Genomic DNA, 25,706 nt, shown 5'->3' with positions numbered 1-25,706 from the left:
CAAGAAAGATAAAAAAGTTTGTAAAAAAGAGGGAGCCGGTGCATTGCACCGGCTTTTCATATGAAAAAGATTGTGTGTATGGAAAGTGAAATAAATTCACTATCTGCTGGGAGGAACCTTGCCTATTTCTAAGCAAGGTGACCTGACAAGCACTTGTCAGGAATGAAAAAGTTCTATGAAAAATTTAACTTGCTGTCTTAACTTTATCTATACTATAAAATGGAAATATGACCAGCGTATGCCAAGTTTATTAGTATTTTGTAAATAAAATATGAACAAATGAAGGAAGTGGACATTTTTCAGTGGATATTTTGAAAACCTTAAGGAAAAAATAAATTGGCGTACTGTGGAAAATCCTGTATAATGAAACAGGTCAATGTTAAGACAATGCGGGCAGTACCGCAGAACGGAGGAGACATGTACGATTGTATTGTCATTGGAGCCGGAATTGCCGGAGCGGTGGCAGCGCGAAAGCTGGCAGAGGAAAAAGGAAAGCGTGTCCTTGTCATGGAACGCCGACCGCATATCGGGGGAAACTGTTACGATGAGAAAGATGCCCACGGCATTTTAATTCATAATTACGGACCGCATATTTTTCACACAGGTCTGGAGGAAGTGTTTGCATATTTATCGCGTTTTACGGACTGGTACCTGTTCGGGCACGAGGTGGTCGCAAAGGTCGGGGATCAGCTGATTCCGGTGCCGTTTAACTTAAATACGTTACATATGGTATACGGGAAGGAGAAAGCCGACCGGCTGGAGCAAAAGCTGATCGAAACCTACGGCGAGGGTTCGCGTGTGCCGATCATGAAGCTGCGCGAGAACGAGGATGCGGATATCCGCGAGATTGCACAGTATGTGTATGAGAATGTATTTTTATATTACACGATGAAGCAGTGGGGTCAGAAGCCGGAGGAGATCAGCCCGGAGGTCACAGGGCGCGTCCCGGTGTTAATCTCCTATGATAACCGCTATTTTCAGGATAAGTACCAGGGAGTGCCGGCGAACGGATTTACAGAAATGTTTGAGAAGATGCTTTCCCATCCGGGGATCACGGTGGAGTGCGGCACGGACTGCTTAAGCCGCATGCGCTTTGCGGACAATGAGATTTATTTTGACGGCGAAAAATTCGACGGCGACGTGATCTACACCGGCGCGCTGGATGAATTGTTTGCATGCAGGTATGGAAGACTGCCGTACCGCTCGCTGGATTTCCGGTTTGAGCATTACGACGGGGCGTCTTACCAGGGACACAGTGTGGTCAACTACACGGTGAGCGAGGATTTTACCCGTATCACGGAATTCAAGTTTTTGACCGGGCAGAGGGATACGGACGGCACCACGATCGTGAAGGAGTATCCGTTTGCGTATACGGGAGCAGAGGGAGAGATTCCGTACTATGCGATTTTGAATGAGGAAAATCAGGCGCTGTACGAAAAATACCGGGCACTCACGGCTGGCATGGAGCATTTTCATCTGCTCGGACGGCTGGCGGAGTACCGCTATTACAACATCGACGCGATGGTGAAGCGCGCCATGGAACTGGCAGACAGATTGTAAGAGTGTGACGGAAAATCTGCCTTTTGGGAAGAAAGCCGGGTTTTCTTTTACGGAAATAAAGGAGAGATTAGAAAATGAAATTGTTGACATTTGCGATTCCGTGCTACAATTCGGAAGCATATATGGAAAAGTGTATCGAGTCGCTGCTTCCGGGCGGGGATGATGTGGAGATTTTGATCGTGGATGACGGATCGCATGACCGCACGGCAGAGATTGCGGATGCGTATGAGAAAAAGTATCCGGGGATTATCCGGGCGATTCATCAGGAGAACGGCGGCCACGGCGAGGCGGTCAATGCGGGTATCCGCAATGCCACCGGGCTTTATTTTAAGGTAGTGGACAGTGATGACTGGGTGGATCTGGATGCTTACCGCAAGATTCTGGATAAGTTACGGGAGATTTCCGGCGGTGACAGAGTGCTGGATATGTTTATTGCTAATTATGTATATGAGAAAGAGGGAGTGAAGCATAAGAAGGTCATGCGCTGCTCCAATCTTCCGAAAGACCGGATATTTACCTGGAAGGAAGCCGGACATTTTCACAAGGGACAGTATATTCTCATGCATTCCGTGATCTACCGCACGAAGCTTCTGGTGGAGTGTGGACTGGAACTGCCGAAGCACACCTTCTATGTGGATAACATCTATGTATACAAGCCGCTTCCGAGTGTGCGGACGCTCTATTATATGGATGTGGATTTTTACCGGTATTTTATCGGAAGAGACGATCAGTCCGTCAATGAGAGAGTGATGATTTCCCGCATTGATCAGCAGATCCGTGTGAATAAGATTATGGTCGATGCGTTTGACCTGTGGAAAATTCCGAACCGGAAGCTCAGACATTATATGTTCAACTACCTGGAGATCATCACAGTCATCTCGACGATCATGCTGATCCGCTCCGGCACGGAGGAGAATCTGGAGAAGAAGAGAGAACTCTGGAAATATATTAGAGAAAAAGATATCCGCCTGTTCCATCATCTGCGGGCTGGAATCCTCGGCAATACGATGAATCTGCCGGGAAAAGGCGGAAGAAAGATCTCCGTTGCGGCATATAAGCTTTCACAGAAGGTGGTCGGCTTCAACTAGCGGGAATCCCTGCTCTGTGTCCGGGAGAGATTTTTGAGGAAATACATGATCTTAAAGTTCCAGATGTAACCGGCAGCAACATTCTAAGCGCAAAATCCGGTATTTCTAACCACACCGCGTCCGGCATCTTTGATGATCCGTGTCTTTCCAAGCTTTGAGCACTCCGCAGGATGTGTCCGCAAGCCGGCAGACAATTTTAGGACTTTTGTGTGGCGCTTATTCGCCCCAGACAACAGCTGGCATAAATGCCACCTTTATGTCGAACAAAACATAACCGCGCGAAGCCGATGTTTGAATTGGCATCTGCATTATTTTCAATAGCAGATGCCAACGAGTTTCGGTTCGCGCGGTTTTATATTGTCTGTGAAGAAGTGGCATTAGCGCCACTAAAAAGTCCGCTCATTGTCTGCGGGTTGTCGGACACGCCCTGTGGATTGTCAAAGCGTGGCAAAGACACAGAATTGGATACCGGACGCGGCATGGAAGAAACACTCGAATTTTGCTTCAAAGAATGTTGCTGCCGGTTACATTCTGGAACTTTATGCACACGCATTGAATGAAATATACTCTTCCAGATACAGAGCAGGGATTCCCTGCGATTAAGAATCCATACTCATCTCGTTTAAGAGGGCTGTTTTCATATCGTAGAGCTTCTGGGACAGATCGACATAGATCTCCTGCGGGTTGACGAAACGCTTGGTCTCATCCCAGATGGTGTCTTTTTCATGGTTACAGATTTCACGGATCTCCATGACGCTCGGGGAAGTGTAGACAGTTTTTCCGTTCTTTATTACTGGAATCAGCATCTCGCGCAGAGTGTAGCTTCCGCCCGGAAGTCTCGTCTTTTTCCAGGGAGCGTTCGGATCAAACAGCTTTAAGTCTTCGCTCTCGTCGAATGTCTCATCGTACAGGCAGATGAGATCGGCCTTGATCTTGCCGGTCTTTTTGTCATAGACGCGGTAAAATGTCTTGTTGCCGGGATTTGTGACTTTTTCTACATTCTCAGATAACTTGATCTTCGGCTGGAAACTTCCGTCTGCAGTGCGGATGGCGGCAAGCTTGTAAACACCGCCGAAGGCAGGGTTGTCTTTCGAGGTAATCAGATTTGTGCCGACACCCCAGGAGCTGATGGTTGCGCCCTGCAATTTTAAGCTTTCGATCAGGTATTCGTCAAGGTCGTTGGAAGCGGAGATCACGGCGTCCGGAAAACCGGCTTCATCTAACATTTTGCGCACCTGCTTGGAGAGGTAGGCAAGGTCGCCGCTGTCCATGCGGATTCCGTAATAAGTCAGCGGAATACCGGCATCGCGCATCTCGGTGAAGACACGGATGGCATTCGGAATACCGGATTTTAACGTGTCGTAGGTATCCACGAGCAGAATACATGCGGACGGGTAGAGCTCAGCATATTTGCGGAAAGCCGTGTACTCATCCGGAAAACTCATGATCCAGCTGTGGGCATGTGTGCCGAGTACCGGCACATGGAACATCTGACCGGCGAGAACATTGGAAGTGCCGTTGCAGCCGCCGATTACGGCAGCTCTGGCACCGTAGGTACCGGAATCCGGACCTTGTGCGCGCCGTAAACCAAACTCCATGACATTATCGCCCTTGGCCGCGTAACAGACGCGGGCGGCCTTGGTCGCGATCAGACACTGGTGGTTGACGATATTTAAGATGGCAGTCTCGATTAACTGTGCCTCCATGATGGGAGCGACAACTTTTACCAGAGGTTCTCTCGGGAAGATCAGGCTGCCTTCCGGGACGGCGTAGATGTCGCCGGAAAATTTGAAATTGCTCAGGTATTCCAGAAAATCTTCGTCAAATATTTTCAGACTGCGCAGATAGTTGATGTCGTCCGCGTCAAAATGCAGATTCTCGATGTAGTCGATGACCTGCGCTAAACCTGCGCAGACGGAATAACCGCCGTCGCAGGGATTGTTGCGGTAGAAGGCGTCAAAGACGACAACATCCTGATTATGATTTTTAAAATATCCCTGCATCATGGTCAGCTCATAGAGATCTGTGAGCAGGGTAAGGTTCAATGTACTCATGTGTGTCTGGAACCAAAGTTCCGCTCCTTTCCTGTTTTGAGATTGGAACTATTATAACATAATCGTTGAGAAAATGTAGGAAAAGTTATATAGTTAAGGTATTCTGAAAGAAATGTGAGGCAGGGAATGGGATGAGAAGAGAGCGTGCGATGGCACTGTTTGAAGAAGGATATAATTGTGCGCAGTCGGTATTTCTGGCGTTTTCGGATTTACATGGAATGGATACGCACACGGCGGCGGCACTCAGCTCGTCTTTCGGCGGCGGAATGGGAAGACTGCGCGAGGTGTGCGGAGCGGTCAGCGGGATGTTTCTTACGGTGGGCATATTATACGGCTATGACGACCCGGGCGCCCGGGAGGAAAAAGCGGCACACTATGCGAGAATCCAGGAACTGGCGAAGGCGTTTGAGGAAAAAAACGGTTCGATTGTCTGTCGGGAACTGCTTGGTTTATCGGTAAAGCGGGAAGAACCGACACCGAAGGAACGGACTGCCGAGTATTATAAAAAGCGCCCCTGCAAGGAACTTGTCGGGGATGCCGCTGAGATATTGGAAAAGTATATTGCAGAACATCCGGTGGATGAGAGGTTAGAAAAGAGAGGAACAGTCAGATGATGATTCGCAGAGCAGCCATACAGGATCTGGAACAGATCATGCAGATATATGCGAGGGCGGTGCAGTATATGCACGCGTCCGGCAACCCCAACCAGTGGGTGGAGGGGTATCCGTCCAGAGCGTTGATTGAGGAGGACATCGCACGCGGAGTCAGTTATGTAGTTGACAGGGATGGCGTGATTGAGGCTGTGTTTTCCTATATAGAAGGGGAGGATCCGACCTACCGGCAGATTGGGCAGGGGATGTGGCGCACGAATGGAAGTTATGGAACCGTGCACCGGCTGGCATCCGCCGGACGGCTCCGCGGCGTGGCGGGAATCTGCTTTTCCTGGTGTGCCGAGCAGGCAAAAATGCATGGCTGCAGCAGTCTTAGGGCTGACACGCATCAGGACAACCGCATTATGCAGCATCTTCTGCAAAAAAACGGATTTGTGTACTGCGGGGTGATTCATCTGGCAAACGGCGCGCCGCGTCTGGCGTTTGAGCGGGCTGCCGTGGCGCCGGAAGGAGTAAATCCGGGAATGCCGCAGCAGAAACAGAAAGGGGACGGCAGAGGATATGGCATTGCATCGCTCATACTTGGAATCGTGTCTGTGCTGCTGTTTTGTACCTGCATCAACTGGGTGACGGGAATTCTGGCGATTATTTTCGGAATCATTCAGATCACGAAAAATAAGGAGCATGGTCTTGCAATCGGTGGAATCATCACAGCGGCGATCTCAATGGTGCTTTCTGTCGTTTTATATCTTGCCATGTGGTTCGGAATGACAAATGCGGGGATTACATACGAAGATCTCCTATACGATCAGTATGATGACAGCTATGACAGCGATGGAAGTGATGCATGGTACGACGGCGATGGAAATGGCAGTTATGATGGCGGCGGAAACGACGGATGGTATGACGACGGCGGAAACGACGGATGGTATGACGGTGGCGGAAACGACGGATGGTATGACGGTGATGGCAGTGGCGGCTACGATTACTATAATGATCCCTACGATTATTTCAGAGATTACTATGACGTTCAGGAGCCGGGCGGCAATCAGTTTATGTGAGTGTTTTCGGCAATGAAGTGATAGCATCGCGCTTTTCGGAATATACTCTAAGTGACAGAGCATAAAGGTCAGAGTAGAAGTGCGGATAGCAGGAAGCTGGTTTTATAATAAAAAGAAAAGAGGCAGACTGATCTGGGTGACAGCAGGAATGGCATGTATGGCGGCGGGGTGTTGTGTAGCTTTTTGCATGCAGGTATCCCTGCGTGCGCCAACAGAGGTCAGGGAGACGATGGCGATGAATGAATCGGTAAAAAAAGTGGCAATTACATTCGACGACGGACCTAATCCGGACTATACGGAGATGCTTCTTTCGGGGCTGAAGGAACGTGGTGTGAACGCCACGTTTTTTCTGTTGGGAAAAGAAGTGGAGCAGTATCCGGAGATCGTGAAGAAAATCCATGAGGGCGGACATCTGATCGGGACACACTCCTATGAACATGTCAATCTGAGCAATCTGACCGATGCAGCGGCGATCGAGCAGGTGGATAAGACGAACGCGGCGATTCATGCAATTATCGGTGAGTTCCCGGAGTATATCCGGCCGCCGTTCGGGTGCTGGAAACCGAATCTGGATTATGAGACGACAATGATTGAGGTACTCTGGGATGTCGATCCGAAAGACTGGGCGACGAGCAACTCATCGGTCATTGCGCAGCGCGTGCTGGGGGATGTCGAGGAGAATGATATTATTCTGCTTCATGATGCGTCGGAGTCGTCCGTGCTGGCCGCGTTTAAGATCATCGATGAATTGAAGACGCAGGGGTATACATTTGTGACGGTGGAGGAGATTCTGCTGGAGTGAGACGCGAAAGTGCAGCGCGGGCAAAGTTTGTCCGCGCTGTTTATCTAAATGGAAAATATTATTTTATATGATACTAAAATTGCGAGAAAAAATCACCTGATGCGCATTGAAAATAGGGGGAAATGGTGATAATATAATATATTATATGAAATTGAAGAGAAAAAATCGAAGGAGAGATATTTTATGATATGTCAATTTACATTTGAAAATTATAAAGCATTTTCAAAAGAAGCAATGCTTGATTTTACTGCGGAGAGAATAAATGAGCATGAAAGCAGTTTGCTGATTGATGAAAGTGCCGGGGAGCGACTTGTGCCTGTTATAGCTATTTACGGACCTAATGGAGGTGGTAAATCGACAGTATTGGAGGCTTTAAATTTTTTGAGAGACACTATATTGCGGGTTATAGTGCTGACAAAACTGCACGATGAGGAGGAAAAGTATGAAAATGTTATACGAAGGTTATCTTCGACAGGGTCGAAAGAAATATACTATAAGCTTTCTCCGGAGTACAAGGATTTACCTACAAAATTTGACATTATGTTTTTGGCAAAAGGCAGTAAATGGCACTATCAGCTCGCGATAATAAAGAATAGAATTATATCTGAAAATTTATATGCACAAAAAGCGGGAACAAATGACGTGCGGCTTATATTTGAACGATCGGATGAGGAATGCATTCTGGGTGAGGAAATAGAAGATATTGCGGTTGAAAAAGTAAATGATACTATGCCCTTACTTTCACATATTGCTATTAATTATGATATAGAAAGTATTGATACGGTTGTAAATTGGTTCTTTGATATTAAAGTGCTTAATTATGATAACCCTCGTAATGAGAAGAAAATATTATTACCAAAAACAAAAGAGAAAAGAAAATGGTTATTTAAGATGTTGGAAGAAATGGATATAGCAATTAAGGATATCCGCATTGTAAAAGATATAGATGGTAACATAGAAGATGTATATACGAAACATGTAATGGAAAATGGTAAAATGTGTGAGATCAGTCTGGATGAAGAGTCTAGCGGTACGAGAAAGCTGCTTAGCTGTCTTGGAACCATAAACAGGTGTCTGGAAGAGGGAAATTTGATGATTGCTGATGAACTTGATGCTAAACTACATCCGAAATTGCTGCGGTATATAATAGAATTATTTACAAATCCGGAAAGCAATAAAAATGGGGCACAGCTCTTATTAACTTCACATGATATTACGACGATGAATCATGATGTATTTCGTAGAGATGAAATATGGTTTTGTGCAAAGAATCCGTATGGGGCATCAAAATTATATTCACTTGTAGCATTTCGAAAAACAGATGGAAGCATGATAAGAAATGATGAAGCATATGGCAAACGATACCTTGAGGGACGTTATGGTGCCGACCCATATATACGAAAAATTATAAATTGGGAGGATTGCGAATGAGTCTTAAACCTAAGAAATTTAGTGAACTTAAGATACAACAAGATGAACTCCAGAAAAAAATGCAAAAGAAGAAAAAGAAAACGAACATAGTATTGCCGCCGTATACTTATATTGTAAGTGAAGGGACAAAAACGGAACCATATTATATTGAAGCGATGGCACAGGTAATAAATGAAAAATATAGAGAGTTTTCAACGGGCAAGTTTGTGGTAGTAGAGGGAACGGGCAGAAACACAAAAGGATTATTAGAGTATGCAAGAGCAAATGTTGCCAGAAATTTTCCTCAAGCGGAGGTTGTATGGCTCATGTATGATAAAGATGATTTCCCGTTGGATAATTTTGACAATACACAATACAGTGCAGAAGGCAAGAAAGATGTGCGCGAATACCGGGTAGCGTGGTCAAATGAGTGTATTGAGTTATGGTTCCTTCTTCATTTTCAGGAACTGTCTGTTAATGTGGGAAGAGAAAAATACAGAGAATTGCTAAAGGGTTATTGTCAATATGAGAAAAATATGAAGTCAATTTATGATGTACTTCGAGATAAAACACCCATTGCTATAGCACGGGCTAAGCGTCAATATGAAGCATATGGAGATACTGCACCATCTCAAAGATGCCCGGCGACAAGAGTTTATCAGCTGGTTGAAGAATTGCAGAACTACATTTAGCCTGTAAGAGATTCTGACTATAATAAGATTATTTTAGGATAGATATTAAGAGGATCTATGAAGAAAAAATGGATTGCCGTTATAACGGCTGTATGCATGATAAGTTTGTTTGGCTGCCTGCATTATCTACATGAAATGCAGGAAGAAAAGTATACAGTCATAACTTCTGTAAATGGTGTGGAATTTGATGTGCCGAAAAATTATTTGACGCAGGCTACAGCTATTACAGGTATTTCAGACGATGAGGATTACGGTACATATACGTATGTATATAGTGACGGGAAAAGTACCTATTTATTATTTGATATGGATCAGATTATAATGATTGTTGACAATCAGACGGATTACGGATTACAGAATTCTACAAACATAGGGGAAACAATTACTGAAAAGCCAATAGATGGTGTCTGGTTTAATTTGGAAGATAAAGCAGACCAATATGACATGAAAATCAAAAATGATGCGTATCGGTTAATTCATACCGTACGAAGTGACGTATCAGTAACAGAAAATCAGGGTGGTACGTTTGTGGGAAAATTTGCAAATGTATCTGTTAGTGGGGTGGAATGCTCCATGTTTGTAGGCGCAAGAGGAGAATGTTATTCTGAGTTGGATTTTGACACGAAAAGAATGCTTGAACATATCGCAAAGTCTTTGAACATTACAGATCACACAGCATTGTCTAATGTTGATATAAATACAGATTTGCCTGTGTCAGGCAGGAAGGGAAAACTTGATATAGCGGATAATCAGGGAGAGATCGGAAATAAATATTCTGATATCTATCATTTGTTAGCTGTTGGTATGACAGGAACTTATTTGGCGTATGATAAAAATTCAGAATTCTCTTTATCAAGTGGGGAAATCACAGTTGAGCAGTTATACACAGGAGAGGATGCCATAGATATCATAAAAGCGTATTGCAATTCGGGAAAATCTATGCGGAAATATATGGAAGCACCAGAAGGATTCTCTTGGCATGTTATAAAATACAGTCTATCGCAGTCTCAGAAAGACTTATATACAAATATTAAAATTGAGGGTCTGGATGGAAACAGACTGGTTTATCATGGTGTTTCATGTACGAGTAGGACATATGATATTATATACGATTGGAATAAGAAAAATGACCTGTATTGCTATTACGCAGTACCAAATGGATGCAAAGAATACATGCTGGAGTGTGGAAACAGGTATAAGTCTACATCAGAGACCGCCTGTTATCGTATAAACATAGTGAATTCAGAGTAATAGGAAAAATACAAATGCAGGTTGACTTTTTGCTATATTACATATATTATACAAATGTAACTGTGATATGTGTTAATAATACTCTAGGTTGTACATCTCTCAGTATCTGAGAATGATCGAACCCTAGAGTTTTTCATTTAAAACAAGTAAATATTTTGAGTAACTTTTTATTATAGATTATAGAATGTAGTTTGCGTATTAGAGACATAACCTGTATAACTCTACAATCAAATAACTGGAAACGTATGCATGGCGTACCATTAAAGGCAAAACCTCGCAGTTTGAATGGCAACTTGCTTGCACTTATTAAGTTAAATGATCGTTATGTGTCAAGTCGAAGCCCGAAAAAAAGGAAAAAAGCTCGTTTCAGAGGGACTTTTAATGTTTTTGCAATCCAGCAGAACCCCGAATACCGGCTTTATCACAGATATGGGTACCAGAAAGAGAAATACAGGCGCAAGGTAAAACGCGCATACAATAAGTAAGAGGAGGATTGTTTTATGAAATATTTTTCAAGAAAAAGAAAACCAAAACGCTTTTATGTACTTGTCGGCTTATTTACAGCAATGACATTGACTGCGTGGGCTAACTTCACCTACATCGACCACAAGGCTGAATTGACTCTGGAGGCGGGAAGTAAAGACGATCAGGTAGATTCCTTCATTAGTTGGGGAGAATACGGCGTAGTGAATGAAATGGTGCTGGCAGGCGGTGTAACATCTGGAAAAGCACAGGAGATTTTAAATTCTGGCTACTGTCTTCAGTATATGGATTCATGGAAAGCTGCCGGAAAAATTCCGTCGGACTTCACACCTGCATCCCAGAAGAGCAGCTCATCAAGCAGCACTTCCAGCAATGATACACAGGCAACAGCAACCGACAACAGCGGATCTGATTCCAAGAAAAGTGACACCAATTCCACCAAGACTTATACAGACGCGGAGATCGACGCGGCATGGAAAGCAGTCACAACAGTAGATCCGACGTGCGCAACGGACGGTTACACAGAATATAAGAACAGTCTTACAGGAAAAACCAAGCAGGAAGCAATCCCGGCGACCGGTAAGCATACCTACGAGGTAACGGACAGCACGGATGCCACCTGTATCGAAGCTGGCAGTGTAACATACACCTGCTCTGTCTGCGGGGACACTTACACCGAAGAGACAGATCTGGCGGAACATACCTACGAGGTAACGGAAACAACGGATGCCACCTGCACCGAGGACGGAAGCACGACATACACCTGTTCTGTCTGTGGGGACACGTACGAAGAGACGATTCCGGCGACCGGACACGATGACGGCGAATGGACAGTAACCAAGAGTGCCGGAGCATTTTCAACCGGAACCAAGGAGTTGCGCTGCACCGTCTGCGGGGAAGTGCTTGACACAGAAACCATTCCGCAGACCTGCCCGATCCCGTTATTTGGCGTTGTAGCCATTGTTGTGATCGCGGGCGGCGTGATTGGTAGAACGATTAGCGTAGTAAGAAAAGCAAAGAAAAACAAGGCAGATTAACTGCCTTGTTTTTCTATAAAGCATTCCGGAAGATTGCGCTAAGATTGAACAGTTCTTTGGAGATAACATCATTTACAGAAATATATGGGGTATCCCAAAAACGTGAATCAAAAGACAGCTCCCGATTATCTCCCATGACAAAGAGACATTGAGAAGGAACAACAAATGTATCGGTACAGTTCGTCTCAACATCTTCCGGCAGATAGGCACTCTCATCGAGCTGTTTGTCGTTGATGTATACATAACCATCATAAAAAGTAATTTTATCTCCGGCCACTCCTATAACGCGTTTACAATAGGTGGTTCCATTAAGATGAAAAAATAAAATATCTCCGGCTTGTGGTTCACTGGCAATATAGGCAAGACGGTTACCGATGACGATATCGCCTGTCCTTAATGTGGCTTCCATAGATCCGCTTTTGATTGAACCGATAGAGAGTATGCTGTTTAACAGAAAAATTATAATGCTAATGCATATAAGGTATGGAAGAAACTCACGCAAATATAAGACGATGGATGCGAAAGGCTGGTGTAGTTTTTTTGAAAAATTGTTCTCACAATTCAAGATAGTTCCTCCGATATGGTATGAAATAAGTAGCCATTAGTTCATAATCATGAATGTCTGTTACTTACGTTGCAGGTGTTGTGGCTTGACCAGAGTTATTTACTGATGCATCAGTGTTTATGGGGTATCACTATCTGTTGTTGGTGCGGATTGCTTTATGGAGTTCGCGAGAGCAGCAGTAGTTTTTTCATCATATGAAGTTTCCACCGAGCCATCCCAATAACATATGGTGGTTGCTTTAATACCATTTTTGTAAGTTATAATTTCGATTTCGCTCCAATCGGTTGTCCCTTGTACGCCGTCTATTACGGTCCAGTCTGCTATTTCGGATTCATCTGCAGAATCTGTCTCTATTTGTAAGTGTGTTGCAATATCATTACTCTCAAAAGCTTTTTTATAATTTTCGATGAGAGATAAATCTTTTACCGGCGTTTCTACTGGATCAGTTGTTTCGATTTCAAAATTCATGAGGGCTTTATATTCTTCGTCTGTAAAAATATTTTTCGCACTTTCTTCAAATGTCACTTCATCTACCGGATTATTTTCAACGTAATAATTTTCTGTATAAGAATCCTGAAATCCCATTTCATATAATGGATAATCACTCTTGTAAGACAACAATAATTTACGTTCTCCATTCTCAATGGTACATACATCAATCTCATTTCCATAGGAAGACTCCTGTAATCCCAGATAATATGGAGTTCCCTCCAGGTTATAGAGGAAAAGGCTGGTTGCCGATGCACTACAGTCCACCAATTTTACAGTTCCATTATAATAAGTATATAAATCATATCTCCAGTCGGCGCATCCGGGAAATAAAAATAACTCTGGAATTCCATCCAAATTTACATCGACTATTCCATACGTGGCAGCATCAGCATCTTGAATTTGCAGCCCCTGATTACTTGCATCCGGTAATATTGCACCCGACTGAAGAAAATCTATGTAAGCCTGCTTCCAATCCTCTGCATTATTAGGTGTTTCACTTGATTCTTCCTGCGTAACGATTGTTTCTGTTGCGCTTTCTTCTTGTACGGTTGATTCAGTAGATGACGTTACCTGATCTGTCTCAGTTACTTCGTTTTCCTTTACAGGTTCATTTTTCTGAGAATCACACGCTGAAAGTGATAGACCTATTGTCATTACCAATACTGATATTAACACTTTTTGTTTGTTCATATTCTTTTTCATATGTAATTCAAAACCTCCATTATGATTTACTATATTGTATCATACTTAAGATGTAAAGGATAAAAAACATTTTATGACAGCGTTAGAATTAGATTTACAGATTCACTTGCAACCCTCCGATCAATTTGTTACAGTATAGAAAATGATTTCCGGGGAAAATCGTGCACAACAGAGAAAATGCATATTTTTACTTGTAAAAAGGGCATATATCGTGTATTGTAATAGAAGTGATGCAATTTTGATGTTGCAATCTGTCATATTTTTTGGAAAAATCATGATTAAAACCACGAATCATTAAAAAAATGCAAGTTTTACATAAAGAAAATTCAAAACGGTCAAGTGTACGCTGCGCACGGACATACGCCGGAAGGCAGTGACCGGGAATTTTTATACATCAGAAAGCAGGTTTTGACATGGACTTATTTGAATATATGAGAGAACAACAAAAGGAAACGGAGGCGCCGCTTGCATCCAGACTTCGCCCCACGACGTTGGATGAGATGGTGGGGCAGCAGCATATTATAGGAAAAGATAAGCTGCTGTACCGTGCAATCAAAGCGGATAAGCTAAGTTCCATCATACTGTACGGTCCGCCGGGAACCGGTAAGACGACGCTTGCAAAAGTCATCGCGCATACGACGAGCGCAGAGTTTTTACAGATCAATGCGACTTCTGCCGGCAAGAAGGACATGGAGGAAGTGATCGCGCAGGCGAAGAACAACCAGGGAATGTACGGCAGGAAGACGATCCTCTTTATCGATGAGATTCATCGCTTCAATAAGGGGCAGCAGGATTATCTGCTTCCGTTCGTGGAGGACGGCACGATCATTCTGATCGGTGCAACGACAGAGAATCCGTATTTTGAGGTCAACGGAGCTTTGTTGTCCAGATCTATCATTTTTGAACTGAAGAGTCTGTCGAAGGAGGATATCCGGACATTGATTCTCCGCGCGGTAACCGACCGGGAAAAGGGACTGGGCGCTTATAATGCTGTGATTGATGACGATGCGCTGGAATTTCTGGCGGATGTTGCGAACGGGGATGCCCGCGCGGCACTCACGGCGATCGAACTCGGCGTGCTGACGACGGAGCGGAGTGCAGACGGGAAGATTCACATCACGCTTGCGGTTGCCAGTGAATGTATCCAGAAGCGCGTGGTCAAATACGACAAGTCCGGGGATAACCATTACGACACGATCTCCGCTTTTATCAAAAGTATGCGGGGTTCCGATCCGGATGCGGCAGTCTACTATCTTGCGCGGATGCTGTATGCGGGAGAGGACATCAAGTTTATAGCAAGGCGCATCATGATCTGTGCGGCGGAGGACGTCAGCAATGCAGATCCGATGGCGCTTGTGGTCGCCACATCGGCGGCACAGGCGGTGGAGCGCATCGGTATGCCGGAGGCGCAGATCATTTTAGCGCAGGCGGTGACCTATGTGGCGAGCGCACCAAAGAGCAATTCTGCGGTCTGTGCCATCAGCGATGCCATGGCGGCGGTGCGGGATACCATGACGGCACCGATACCGGTGCACCTGCAGGATGCACATTATAAGTCATCACAGAAGCTGGGACACGGCGTCGGTTACAAATACGCGCATGATTATCCGAATCATTATGTGAAGCAGCAGTATCTGCCGGACGGTCTGACAGACCGCATGTTTTATCATCCGTCGGAGAACGGCTATGAGAAAACAATCCGGGAATATTTTGAAAAAATAAAAGGGATGCAGCCTTAGAAATAAGGTTCATATAAAATGTATATACAGATAGCAGGAGGAAGGAACAATGCAGTCATATCAGGAGATGAGCAAAGAGGAACTGTTAAAAGAGAAGGAACATCTGGAAGCAGAATACAAGAAGTTCCAGCAGCGGGGATTGAAGCTTGACATGTCCAGAGGAAAGCCATCCCAGGAACAGCTGGATCTGTCTATGGGCATGATGGATGTTCTCTCGTCCTATTCCGATCTCGCATGCGAGGATGGAACGGACTGCCGCAACTACGGTGTACTGGACGGAATCCAGGAGGCGAAAGTGCTGATTGGCGATATGATCGAGTGCAATCCGGAAAATATCATTATCTACGGCAATTCCAGCTTAAATATCATGTACGATACGATTTCACGCTCCATGACACACGGTGTGATGGGAAATACGCCGTGGTGCAAGCTTGACAAGGTGAAGTTCTTATGTCCGGTTCCGGGCTATGACAGACATTTTGCCATCACGGAATATTTTGGCATTGAGATGATCAATGTTCCAATGCTTCCGACAGGACCGGATATGGATATGGTGGAGGAGCTTGTCAGCAAGGATGAGGCGATCAAAGGAATCTGGTGTGTGCCGAAATACTCCAATCCGCAGGGAATTACCTACTCGGATGAGACGGTACGCCGTTTTGCCAGATTAAAACCGGCGGCAAAAGACTTCCGTATTTACTGGGATAACGCTTACTGTGTACATCATTTATATGATATGGATCAGGATCATCTGATCGAGATTCTGGCAGAGTGCAAGCGCGCGGGCAATCCGGATATGGTATACAAGTTCTGCTCGACCAGCAAGATCAGCTTCCCGGGTTCCGGTCTGGCTGCGATTGCAACTTCCGCGAACAATCTGGAGGATATTAAGAAACAGTTGAAGATCCAGACGATCGGTCATGATAAGGTGAATCAGCTTCGCCATGTGCGCTTCTTTAAAGATGTGCACGGTATCACGGAGCACATGAGAAAGCATGCGGCTTCCCTCAGACCGAAGTTTGAGATGATTCTGGACACATTCGACAAGGAGTTAAAGGATCTCGGCGTCGGAAGCTGGTACAGCCCGAAGGGGGGATATTTTATCACCTATGAGACGCTGGAGGGATGCGCGAAGAGCGTGGTAGATAAGGCGAAAAAGGCAGGCGTTGTGATGACACCGGCAGGAGCACCGTTCCCGTACGGCAAGGACCCGAAAGATTCCGTCATCCGTATATCTCCGTCGTATCCGTCGCTGGAGGATCTTACAACGGCAACACAGATTTTTGTAGTCTGCGTAAAGCTGGCAAGCATTGAGAAGATTCTGGGGGAACAGCAGGCGTAAGAGCACAGAGCAGGGAATGATATGAAAAAAATAATTGGAATAGTGACACCGATTCTTCTGCTGATTTTACCGTATCTGCTTTTTGTGGTTCTGTCTGTGGGCATGGGAAGACCGGACAGAGATTCGTCTGGAGCCTATATCATGGCGGGCGATTCCAGATTGCAGATGACGCAGACGGCAATCTGCATTGTCTACACGGTGGTCGTGCTCTTAAATGTCGTCTGGGTCATCTATCAGACGGCGGCAGGAACCGGCGCGCAGGCGCTGCTTCTGTGGGATATGCTGATGAAGCTGTGCTATGTCCCGTATTATCTGCTGGCGGCGTTTATGGTGCTGGCGGGATTTGCGACGTTTATGTTTGGCGGAGTCGCGATTATCGGCGTGATGTGGATTGCGGATGTCCTGTTTTTGATACCGCCGTCCATCTACGGACTGTGCGGCTGCATCCGGGCGTGCAGTGAAAAAAAGCTGTCCGTGGGGGTAGCAGTTGCCCTGTCGATACTGCACTTTATCTTTGTGCTGGACGTTGTGGCGGCGGTCGTCGGATTCTGTACCGTACACGGCAGACACAAACGTCAGAAACAGATGGAGGCTGCCAGACAGCCGCAGATGACGTACCGGAATTGAACAAGTGAATGCAAAACATAACCGCGCGAACCGAACTCGTTATCATCTGCTATTGAAAACAGGGCAGATGATAACTCAGACATCGGCTTCGCGCGGTTATGTTTTGTTTGACATAAAGATGGCATTTCGCCATCTGTTGTCTGGGTGCCAACAAGGGGCACACACAAAAGTCCTAAAATTGTCTGCAGCTTGTGGACACACTACGTGGAATGTTCCAAACTTGGAAAAACAAAGATGTTCAAGGATGTTTGACGCGGCATGGTTAGAAATACCGGACTTTGCGATTAGAATTGCCGCCCCGGTTGCATTTGGAACGTCATACATCTCTATTACTTATAAGAAAACGTATCCCGTTCTAAATTTGGATTATGCCTGCGTCTGGGCAGCCTCCGTCTCCTCGGTTCCGTTCTTCCACTTGTTGAACTTCTCCACAACGGCATCGTAGGTGCGCTGTGAGATGTCCGGAAGATCCTGTCCCCAGGACTTGGTTGCTTCCTTGAAGCCCTTCTTGAAAGCGTCAAGAAGAAGATCAGCTTTTTCCGGATCGTTGCCGGAGAGTGCTTTTGCAAAATCAAGAATACGGTCTGAAGTCTGGTCGACGCCCCAGTAACCGTCATCAGCGATATCTGCCTGCGCCTGTGCCCTGGTGGCTTCATCTACGGTAAAATCACCTTTTGCAAGGAAGCTCCACATAGAATCTGCGGTACCGATGGCAACACCCTGCTTGGTCATCATCTTTTCTACAAGACTGCGAAGCTGGGAGGTACGCTGCTCGGCATCTGCCTTTAACTTGTTGACAAGTGCGTAATCGGTTTTCTTTGTAACCGTGCCGGATGTCTGACCGGAACTCTTCTCATATACGACACCGGTATCGGTCTTTGTGCTGCTCTCACTCTTTTTCTCTGTATGGTCCGTCTTTGCTGCGGTATAAGTAGAAGCCCGCTGTGCTGCCACTGAGTTTGTAATACTGTTAATTGCCATAATTCATTCCTCCATTCCCTTGGATCGGTTTAAAATAATTGACAGGAGGCATCCATGCCTGCTCTTTGTCTCATCTTCTATATCGGCAGGAAACATTGCCCGGTTTAGATTTTTGAGAAATTTTATTGCGTAAAAAGAAGGAGAGATAATTGACCTTTTTTACAAGTCATGGTAAGATTCAGTCTGTATACAAAATACATTAAAAAAACATGGGGGCATTATGAAAGAGATTTCGGTAAAAGCACTGGCAAAAGTAAATCTCGGACTTGATGTGGTACGGAAGAGACCGGACGGGTACCATGAGGTGCGGATGATCATGCAGACGATTCATCTGTTTGACCGGCTGGAGATTACCCGCAATCAGTCGGGCAGGATTACGATGTCGACCAACCTTGCGTTTCTGCCGACAAATGAGAACAATCTGGTATACAAGGCGGCAGCACTTCTCAAAGAGGAATTTGACATTGGGGACGGTATTGATGTAAAGCTGCATAAGCACATTCCGGTGGCAGCCGGCATGGCAGGCGGAAGCACGGACGCTGCGGCCGTATTATATGGAATGAACCGCATTTTTGATCTGGGGCTTTCTAAGGAGGATCTGATGACGCGCGGTGTGAAGCTCGGCGCGGATGTTCCCTACTGTATTATGCGCGGAACGGCGCTCGCGGAGGGGATCGGTGAAAAATTATCGGCGCTTCCTCCGATGGTCAAATGTCCAGTGCTGATTGCTAAGCCGCAGATCGGGGTTTCCACAAAATTTGTCTATGAGAATCTGAAGCTGGATGCGGATACCGTGCATCCGGATATTGATGGGCTGATCGGTGCGATCCGGGCGAAGAATTTGGAGCAGATCGCAGGACACATGGGAAATGTGCTGGAGACAGTTACGATTCCCAATTATCCGGTCATTGCAGAGATCAAGGATCATATGATGGAGCACGGTGCAGTCCATGCAATGATGAGCGGAAGCGGTCCAACGGTCTTTGGCCTGTTTGCCAACGGGGATACAGCCGTGGCTGCATACGAGGCAATGCGTGAATCAAATCTTGCAAAACAGGTTTACCTGACAAGCATATACAACAATGCGCGGTGAGGAGAAGACGGGCAGAAACAGATAACAAAGCAGAAGGAGGTACTTATGACAGAGGATCTGACATTGAACATGAATGCATACCTTCCGCTTCGGGATGTGGTGTTTAACACACTGCGGGAAGCGATCTTAAAAGGAGAGCTTAAGCCGGGGGAGCGTCTTATGGAGCTGCAGCTGGCAGCAAAGCTTGGGGTGAGCCGCACGCCGATCCGTGAGGCGATTCGTATGCTCGAGCAGGAGGGACTGGCGGTCACGATTCCAAGAAAAGGTGCGGAAGTTGCGCGGATGACGGAAAAAGACATGGAGGATGTCTTGCAGATCCGGGATGCGCTCGACGAACTGGCGGCATCCATCGCCTGCGAGCAGATTTCCGAGGAGGAGCTTGCGGAGCTCAGACATACCATGCATGAGTTCGAGGAATCCACAAAGACGGGGGACGTCAAGCGGATTGCGGAGGCGGATGTGCGGTTTCATGACATCATCTATCATGCGACGCGCAACGTCAAGCTGGAGAACATGCTCAACAATCTGCGGGAGCAGATGTACCGCTACCGCGTGGAATATTTAAAGGATGAAAAGAATTTCCCGATTCTGATCCGGGAGCACAGCCAGATCGTGGAGGGGCTTACCGCAAAGGATAAGACCATGCTGACGGCGGCGATGCACAAGCATGTGATGAACCAGGCGACAGCGGTGAAGGAAATGATCCGGGAGCAGGAAAAGTGAATAAATTTCCCGAAATGGAACAAACTAACAGGGACAGGCGGATGCCTGCCCCGTTTTTGTTTTAGGAAAGGAAGAAAATCTGTGGCGGAGAAGACAAAGATCAGCGAGAGACTCGACGAGAACATCGCACATATGGAGGAACTGTTTCACACCTGTGACGACATCAAGAAGAAGCGGATGAATCTTGGAAAAAACCGGGACGTGGCGTGCTACCTCACGTTCATTGAAGTCTCGGTAGATATGGGAAATTCGGCGCTGTTAGAAGTTTTAAAATACTTAAGGGGTCTGGAGCGGGAGGAGATTCTGCGGGTGTTGGAACAGAATGCCCTCGGAACCTCCGATGCGACCTATTTTACGACGATCGAGGAGGCGGGGGACGGTCTTTTGACCGGAGAAGCCATCTTTTTCGTCGACGGTTTTGCGAAAGCGGTCAAGATTCCGGATGACGGTTATCCGAATATGGGGATCAACGAGGCGGACTCGGAAAAAGTGGTGCGTGGTTCTAACGAGGGATTCGGGGATTCGGTAAAACAGAATGCGGCGTTGATCCGCAAGAGAATCCGGTCGCCACAGGTCAAGGTAAAAGAGAAAAAAATGGGCGTGCGCTCCAACACCAACGTCTATCTGGTCTATATGGAAGGAATCGTCTATCCCGAGCTGGTGGCAAAGATTGAGGAGCGGCTGGAGGGATTTGAGATTGACGGGGTACTCGACAGCGGAGTCATTGAACAGCTGTCGGAGGAAAAATGGTATTCCCCGTTTCCACAGTTTCAGACGACGGAACGGCCGGACCGGGCGGCAATGTCCATCCTTGACGGCAGAGTGGTTGTGCTGTCGGACAATTCGCCGATCGCGCTCATTCTGCCGACCGATTACAATTCCTTTATCAAGACGAGCGACGATTACTATAACCGCTGGGAGATCGCAAGCTTTGAGCGCCTTTTGCGCTATTTTGCATCCTTTTTTGCCATGACATTGCCGGGACTCTATCTGGCGGTCACCAATTTCCACACACAGATTCTGCCGACCACGCTCCTGCTGTCCTTTGCGGACGCCAGGAGCGGCGTGCCGTTTCCGGCGGTGATTGAGGTGATTATCATGGAGCTTTCGTTTGAACTGCTGCGGGAGGCGGGAGTGCGGCTGCCCGGAGCGATGGGGAATACGATTGGAATTGTGGGGGGACTGATCATCGGGCAGGCAGCCGTGGAGGCAAATCTGGTGAGTCCGATTGTCGTGATTGTGATCTCGTTTACGGCGCTGTGTTCGTTTGCTGTACCGAATGAGGAGTTTGCAACGGCATTCCGGCTGCTCAAGTTCTTTTTTATCGGAATCTGCGCATGGCTTGGTTTTTTCGGGTTTCTGGCAGGGCTGCTTGCCGTGCTGATCCATCTGTCGCACTTAAAAAGCTTTGGCGTGCCGTACCTGATGCCGTATGTGGCGGCAGATCTGAACGATTATGAAGATGAACGCGATTTCCTTTGGCGGCAGCCACTTCGGCTGCTCTGGAAACGCCCGATCTACGCGAAGAAAAATAACCGCAGAAAGCTGCGGATGAAACAGTGACAGAGAGGAAACGGACTATGTTTTCAGAAAATAACAGGATATCGGGACGCCAGATGTATCGGCTGATGACGTATGATCTGCTTGGCATCGGCACACTTCTCGTCCCACAGATGCTTGCGAAGACGGCGGGGAGAGACGGCATTCTGTCAATCGGAATCGGGATGGCGGCAGCGCTCGCGTATCTATGGATATTGCGCAGGCTTGCGCCGCCCGCACAGGAATCTTATCCGGAATATATGGAGCGGCAGCTGGGAAGAATCGGGGGAGGAATCGTACAGGCAGGTTATCTGATCTACCTGGTGCTGTTTGCAGGGTATGTGGCGTATCTATTTGCAGACATTATTCTCCGGGATCTTCTGCGCGGAGAATCGTTTTATCTGGTCCTTTCGGTTATCATGCTACTGGTGCTGTATGGACTTGCGGGGGGAATCGAGGGACGGGCGAGAGTCTATGAGATGCTGTTCTGGTTTCTTTTGATCCCGCTGTTTCTCATGCTCTTTGCTGCGGCGGATGAAGTGTGCACCGATTACTGGGCGCCGCTTGGAATGAGCAGCTTAAAGGGCGTGGCAGGCGGAGCTTACGGGGTGTTTTTGAATCTTTCCTTTGCATTTCTGCTTCTTTTTTCGGGAACGTATGTTAAGCGGCAGGAAACATTGTTTGCGGCGGGAAAGAGGGCAATCCTATTTGTGGGATGTCTCCATGCGGTGCTCTATCTGGTTCTGGAGGGAATTTTCGGGGTACCGGCGCTTGCGGGGATGGATTATCCGGCAGTCACGCTGATGAGCACGGTAAAAATATCCGGCGGCTTTTTAAAAAGAACGGATGCGTTTATGTTCGGCGTGTGGTTTTTTACGCTTTATGCTCTTTTAAACAGCTGCGTTTTTTATGGAAGCAGCATAGCAGAGGAATTATGTAAACCTATTCTAAAAATGCCAAAAGGGAAAAAGTACATGTGGATTTTCTATGGATCTGTGGCGGTGGCAGCGTCTGCGGCAGCAATCTGTTTTTACCGGAGCAGAGCGGTATTCGACTGGTACGAGCGGTTCCTGTGGTATGTCGGAACGCCGTTTCTGGTGCTGGCCCCCGTCTTTGCCGCACAGAAAAAATGGGGAAGGAGGCTGCTTGCGCTTGCGGTGATCTGTGCAGTTGTCCTGCTTGTGATGACAGGCTGTGCCCCCGCGGAGCTGGAGGATCGTGATTTTCCGATTGAGATTGCGGTGAGGGACACGAAGGATGCCGGGCTGGCGTGGTATGAAGCGGAGCAGGCGGGAAACCGGATGGTGGATTACAGTCATCTGAAGGTTCTGATCCTGGAACAGGAATTTGTGGAGGATGAGGCAGCCGTGCAGGAGTGGCTCGCGTTTTTGAAGGAGAAGAGCGAGGTGCCGCGCAACGCCTATGTGGTGGTCACGGAGGATGCCGAAGCACTGCTGGCGCAGAGTGAGACGCTGGGAGAAGCGGTCGGGGATTATCTGGAGGAACAGTTTGAGAATGTGTCCCAGATCAAAAAGCAGGCGTACCCCACGATCGGATCGCTGTACCAGGAGATGGACAACCGGCAGGAGACACTGTTTTTGCCGTATGTTACCGTGAAGGACGAAAAACCGGCGGTGGAGCAGTATTATGTGTGGAAGCGTGGGATGCCGGCAGGCATGGTTGACGCGGAGGCGGCGAGACTCGCTTTTTTTACACAAAACCGCATGAGGGAGTACGGTTTACCGTTGGAGGAGGGAATGTTACTGCTGTCGGATGCCACAAATGAGATCACGTTCTCGGAAAAGGATGGCGTGCGGGAAGTCCTGGTGACGATTCACTGCAGCGGAAGCGTGCAGGGAACCGGCGGAAAGGAGAACAAAAAGGAGCTTGCACTTTTGGCGGAAGACTATATGAACCGGATGGCGGCAAATGTGCAGCGGAAGCGGCAGGTGGATCTTACAGACAGTTACCGCAAGCTCGGAGGCGCGGCGCGGGGCTGGTATGAGGAGTACCAGGAGTGCGGGGAGAACTACGAGGAAGAGGTTGCGATTGTCTATCAGGTAAAAATAAACTGGATTCATTTATCATAAAGTGAATAAAACGGTATCAAAACGGGAATCGTCTTTTGCAGCAGAGGAAAGGAAGAAAATGCCGTTATGCAAAGACGTAAATGGATCTGGTACTTGTTGTTGGGAATGAATGTGATGCTGCTTGCCCTCCTGGAAATGCAGTATGTGAAAAATCAGAGAATACAGGAGCAGATTGCTGGGAAGGTGCTGCGGTTCCATGTGCTTGCCAACAGCGATACCGCGGAGGATCAGAATTTAAAGCTTGCGGTGCGTGATGCCGTGGGAAGCCGGATGGCAGAGCTGCTTTCGGATGTCCCGGACAGAGAGGCGTGCGAGCAGGTGGTGGAGGCGCACCTGCCCGAGATTGCGGAGACGGCGCAGGCGGTGGTGCGGGAAGCCGGATATGAGTACGAGGTGCATGCCGCGATAGAGGAGACGGAATTTCCGTCCAAAACATATGGAAAATTCACCTTCCCGGCGGGGAAATATGAGGCGCTGCGGGTTGTGATCGGAGAGGGCGAAGGTCATAACTGGTGGTGCGTCATGTACCCGAATATGTGCTTTGAGGGAAGTATGTATGAAGTCGTGGATGAGAGCGCCGGGGAGGAACTGAAAAAAGTGTTGTCCAAGGAGGAATACCGGGCGGTGCTTGAGGAGGGAAATTATAAGGTGCGCTGCCGCTATCTGACATTTTTGGACGACCTGAAAGAATAGGCTTGATTATTCCGCCAAAAGCCGGTAATATGAGTTGAGATAAAAGGGAGTGTAACGATGACAAAAGATGTATTGATCTCCATCAGCGGTCTTCAGTTTGCTGGGGGAGAAAACAGTGAACCGGTAGAGGTGATTACCTCCGGTTCTTATTATAAGAAGAACGGCAGGCATTATATTCTGTATGACGAGGTGGCGGAGGATACGGCGGGTACCACCAAAAATATCATCAAGCTCGGGGATGAGGTACTTGATATCACGAAGCGTGGTGAGACGAATGTACATATGATGTTTGAAAAGGACAAGAAAAATGTCACCTATTATTATACGCCGTACGGGAATCTGCTGATCGGAATTGACGCCACGAAAGTGCAGGTGGAGGAGACGGAACACAATCTGTCCGTAAAAGTGGATTATGCGCTGGAAGTGAATTATGAGCACATGGCGGACTGCAAGATTACCATGAATATTCAATCAAAAAATGCAGGGAATTTCAAAATCTGAAATACCCTGCATTTTAAATAGCTGCTTATTTTTTCTTCTTCTTTGCTGCCTTCTCTTTGGCAAGTTCTGCCTTTTCTTTTTCCAGCTCTGCATTCGCCTTTTTGGCTTTTTCCTGCATTCTCGCACGGAAGCTCTTCTTGCCCTGCGGCTTCTCAAGAGGCCCTCTGACGCCGGTTACCTTCGTGATATAGATGCCGCTCACGGTCGCTTTGACTTCCTTCTTCAGCGGAATCAGATCATAGACGGCTTCGTCTGCGATCAGTGACATCACCTTCGGACCAACCTTTGCCTTTACGATTGGAAGCTTGGAATGGCGCATCATCTTCGGTGTCTGGTCGATGACAACCTGCGGAAGTCCCGAATCTTTCAGGCGCATCCGCTTTTTATCGATGATCAGCATGGAGACGGTCTGGGCGTTGGCTGCAAGCTGTGCCTCCTGCTCGTCTCTCTTTTTCTGCGCCTTTTTGCCGAGAAAATATAATACGATCAAGCCGACAATGAGGACGGCAAGAATAACCAGCAATACAATGTTTACGGTACTCATGGTAAAATCCTCCTACAATCAAACTG

23 protein-coding genes are annotated in these 25,706 nt (G+C 47.0%); 18 read left to right on the top strand and 5 right to left on the bottom strand.

Going from position 1 to position 25,706, the window contains the following annotated elements; all coding sequences use genetic code 11:
- The first annotated feature begins 363 nt into the window (after positions 1-363).
- Entirely contained in the window at positions 364-1,560 is a 1,197-nt protein-coding gene (glf, locus tag RHOM_RS11565; protein ID WP_014080493.1) for a UDP-galactopyranose mutase, read from the top strand.
- Between the two features lie 74 nt (positions 1,561-1,634).
- Positions 1,635-2,648, top strand: coding sequence for a glycosyltransferase family 2 protein (locus tag RHOM_RS11560; protein ID WP_014080492.1), 1,014 nt, complete (start codon positions 1,635-1,637; stop codon positions 2,646-2,648).
- Positions 2,649-3,247: 599 nt separating this feature from the next.
- Here RHOM_RS11560 and RHOM_RS11555 read toward each other — a convergent pair.
- Positions 3,248-4,702, bottom strand: coding sequence for a nicotinate phosphoribosyltransferase (locus RHOM_RS11555; RefSeq protein ID WP_014080491.1), 1,455 nt, complete (start codon positions 4,700-4,702; stop codon positions 3,248-3,250).
- 131 nt (positions 4,703-4,833) lie between these two features.
- Between RHOM_RS11555 and RHOM_RS11550 the strand changes: the two genes are divergently transcribed.
- From RHOM_RS11550 to RHOM_RS11520, 7 genes are all read left to right on the top strand, one after another.
- Positions 4,834-5,316, top strand: coding sequence for a C-GCAxxG-C-C family protein (locus RHOM_RS11550; RefSeq protein WP_014080490.1), 483 nt, complete (start codon positions 4,834-4,836; stop codon positions 5,314-5,316).
- Positions 5,313-6,374, top strand: coding sequence for a putative acetyltransferase (locus RHOM_RS17800; RefSeq protein WP_014080489.1), 1,062 nt, complete (start codon positions 5,313-5,315; stop codon positions 6,372-6,374). The genes RHOM_RS11550 and RHOM_RS17800 overlap by 4 nt, the downstream gene beginning before the upstream one ends.
- Before the next feature lie 79 nt (positions 6,375-6,453).
- Positions 6,454-7,176, top strand: a complete 723-nt coding sequence (locus tag RHOM_RS11540) for a polysaccharide deacetylase family protein (RefSeq protein ID WP_014080488.1) — start codon at positions 6,454-6,456, stop codon at positions 7,174-7,176.
- Between the two features lie 183 nt (positions 7,177-7,359).
- Complete coding sequence (locus tag RHOM_RS11535; protein ID WP_014080487.1) at positions 7,360-8,607, top strand: AAA family ATPase; 1,248 nt, start codon at positions 7,360-7,362, stop codon at positions 8,605-8,607.
- Entirely contained in the window at positions 8,604-9,278 is a 675-nt protein-coding gene (locus tag RHOM_RS11530) for an RloB family protein (RefSeq protein ID WP_014080486.1), read from the top strand. Before RHOM_RS11535 ends, RHOM_RS11530 begins: the two co-directional genes overlap by 4 nt.
- Positions 9,279-9,335: 57 nt before the next feature.
- A complete protein-coding gene (locus RHOM_RS11525) occupies positions 9,336-10,529 on the top strand; it encodes a hypothetical protein (protein ID WP_014080485.1) in 1,194 nt (397 codons plus the stop codon).
- Positions 10,530-11,029: 500 nt separating this feature from the next.
- On the top strand, positions 11,030-12,049 hold the full coding sequence (locus RHOM_RS11520; protein WP_044024683.1) for a hypothetical protein: 1,020 nt from the start codon (positions 11,030-11,032) through the stop codon (positions 12,047-12,049).
- 13 nt (positions 12,050-12,062) lie between these two features.
- Here RHOM_RS11520 and lepB read toward each other — a convergent pair whose 3' ends face one another.
- Positions 12,063-12,551, bottom strand: a complete 489-nt coding sequence (lepB, locus tag RHOM_RS11515) for a signal peptidase I (protein WP_242823187.1) — start codon at positions 12,549-12,551, stop codon at positions 12,063-12,065.
- 180 nt (positions 12,552-12,731) lie between these two features.
- Complete coding sequence (locus RHOM_RS11510; protein ID WP_014080483.1) at positions 12,732-13,808, bottom strand: hypothetical protein; 1,077 nt, start codon at positions 13,806-13,808, stop codon at positions 12,732-12,734.
- Between the two features lie 413 nt (positions 13,809-14,221).
- On the opposite strand from RHOM_RS11510, the gene RHOM_RS11505 reads away from it, so the two are divergent.
- Genes RHOM_RS11505 through RHOM_RS11495 form a run of 3 tightly spaced genes read left to right on the top strand, consistent with a single transcriptional unit; the run spans position 14,222 to position 17,516 of the window.
- Positions 14,222-15,547: a replication-associated recombination protein A gene (locus RHOM_RS11505; RefSeq protein ID WP_014080482.1), complete on the top strand. Its 1,326-nt coding sequence runs from the start codon at positions 14,222-14,224 to the stop codon at positions 15,545-15,547.
- Positions 15,548-15,596: 49 nt separating this feature from the next.
- Entirely contained in the window at positions 15,597-16,889 is a 1,293-nt protein-coding gene (locus tag RHOM_RS11500; RefSeq protein ID WP_014080481.1) for an aminotransferase class I/II-fold pyridoxal phosphate-dependent enzyme, read from the top strand.
- 21 nt (positions 16,890-16,910) lie between these two features.
- The gene (locus tag RHOM_RS11495; RefSeq protein ID WP_014080480.1) at positions 16,911-17,516 is read left to right on the top strand and encodes a hypothetical protein; all 606 of its coding nucleotides are present in this window, start codon (positions 16,911-16,913) and stop codon (positions 17,514-17,516) included.
- A 366-nt stretch (positions 17,517-17,882) separates the two neighbouring features.
- Here the strand turns inward: RHOM_RS11495 and RHOM_RS11490 are convergent, their stop codons facing one another.
- Positions 17,883-18,497: a hypothetical protein gene (locus RHOM_RS11490; protein WP_014080479.1), complete on the bottom strand. Its 615-nt coding sequence runs from the start codon at positions 18,495-18,497 to the stop codon at positions 17,883-17,885.
- 220 nt (positions 18,498-18,717) lie between these two features.
- On the opposite strand from RHOM_RS11490, the gene ispE reads away from it, so the two are divergent.
- From ispE to RHOM_RS11460, 6 genes are all read left to right on the top strand, one after another.
- Positions 18,718-19,590 carry a 4-(cytidine 5'-diphospho)-2-C-methyl-D-erythritol kinase gene (gene ispE, locus RHOM_RS11485; protein ID WP_014080478.1) on the top strand — a complete coding sequence of 291 codons (873 nt, stop codon included), beginning with the start codon at positions 18,718-18,720 and terminating at the stop codon, positions 19,588-19,590.
- 45 nt (positions 19,591-19,635) lie between these two features.
- Entirely contained in the window at positions 19,636-20,313 is a 678-nt protein-coding gene (locus RHOM_RS11480; protein WP_014080477.1) for a GntR family transcriptional regulator, read from the top strand.
- Between the two features lie 132 nt (positions 20,314-20,445).
- On the top strand, positions 20,446-21,876 hold the full coding sequence (locus RHOM_RS11475; RefSeq protein ID WP_081468046.1) for a spore germination protein: 1,431 nt from the start codon (positions 20,446-20,448) through the stop codon (positions 21,874-21,876).
- A 17-nt stretch (positions 21,877-21,893) separates the two neighbouring features.
- The gene (locus RHOM_RS11470) at positions 21,894-23,942 is read left to right on the top strand and encodes a GerAB/ArcD/ProY family transporter (protein WP_014080475.1); all 2,049 of its coding nucleotides are present in this window, start codon (positions 21,894-21,896) and stop codon (positions 23,940-23,942) included.
- Positions 23,943-24,008: 66 nt separating this feature from the next.
- Positions 24,009-24,635 carry a stage II sporulation protein R gene (gene spoIIR, locus RHOM_RS11465; protein ID WP_014080474.1) on the top strand — a complete coding sequence of 209 codons (627 nt, stop codon included), beginning with the start codon at positions 24,009-24,011 and terminating at the stop codon, positions 24,633-24,635.
- 57 nt (positions 24,636-24,692) lie between these two features.
- Positions 24,693-25,136, top strand: coding sequence for a DUF1934 domain-containing protein (locus tag RHOM_RS11460; RefSeq protein WP_014080473.1), 444 nt, complete (start codon positions 24,693-24,695; stop codon positions 25,134-25,136).
- A gap of 25 nt (positions 25,137-25,161) precedes the next feature.
- Here the strand turns inward: RHOM_RS11460 and RHOM_RS11455 are convergent, their stop codons facing one another.
- Positions 25,162-25,680 (bottom strand): hypothetical protein, encoded by a 519-nt coding sequence (locus RHOM_RS11455; RefSeq protein ID WP_014080472.1) that lies wholly within the window; start codon positions 25,678-25,680, stop codon positions 25,162-25,164.
- Positions 25,681-25,706 lie beyond the last annotated feature (26 nt).

The organism is Roseburia hominis A2-183 (genome assembly GCF_000225345.1).
Classification (GTDB): Bacteria; Bacillota; Clostridia; order Lachnospirales; family Lachnospiraceae; genus Roseburia; species Roseburia hominis.
Note: the sequence above shows the minus strand (reverse complement) of the source record. Positions and strands in the feature narration are given on the sequence as shown.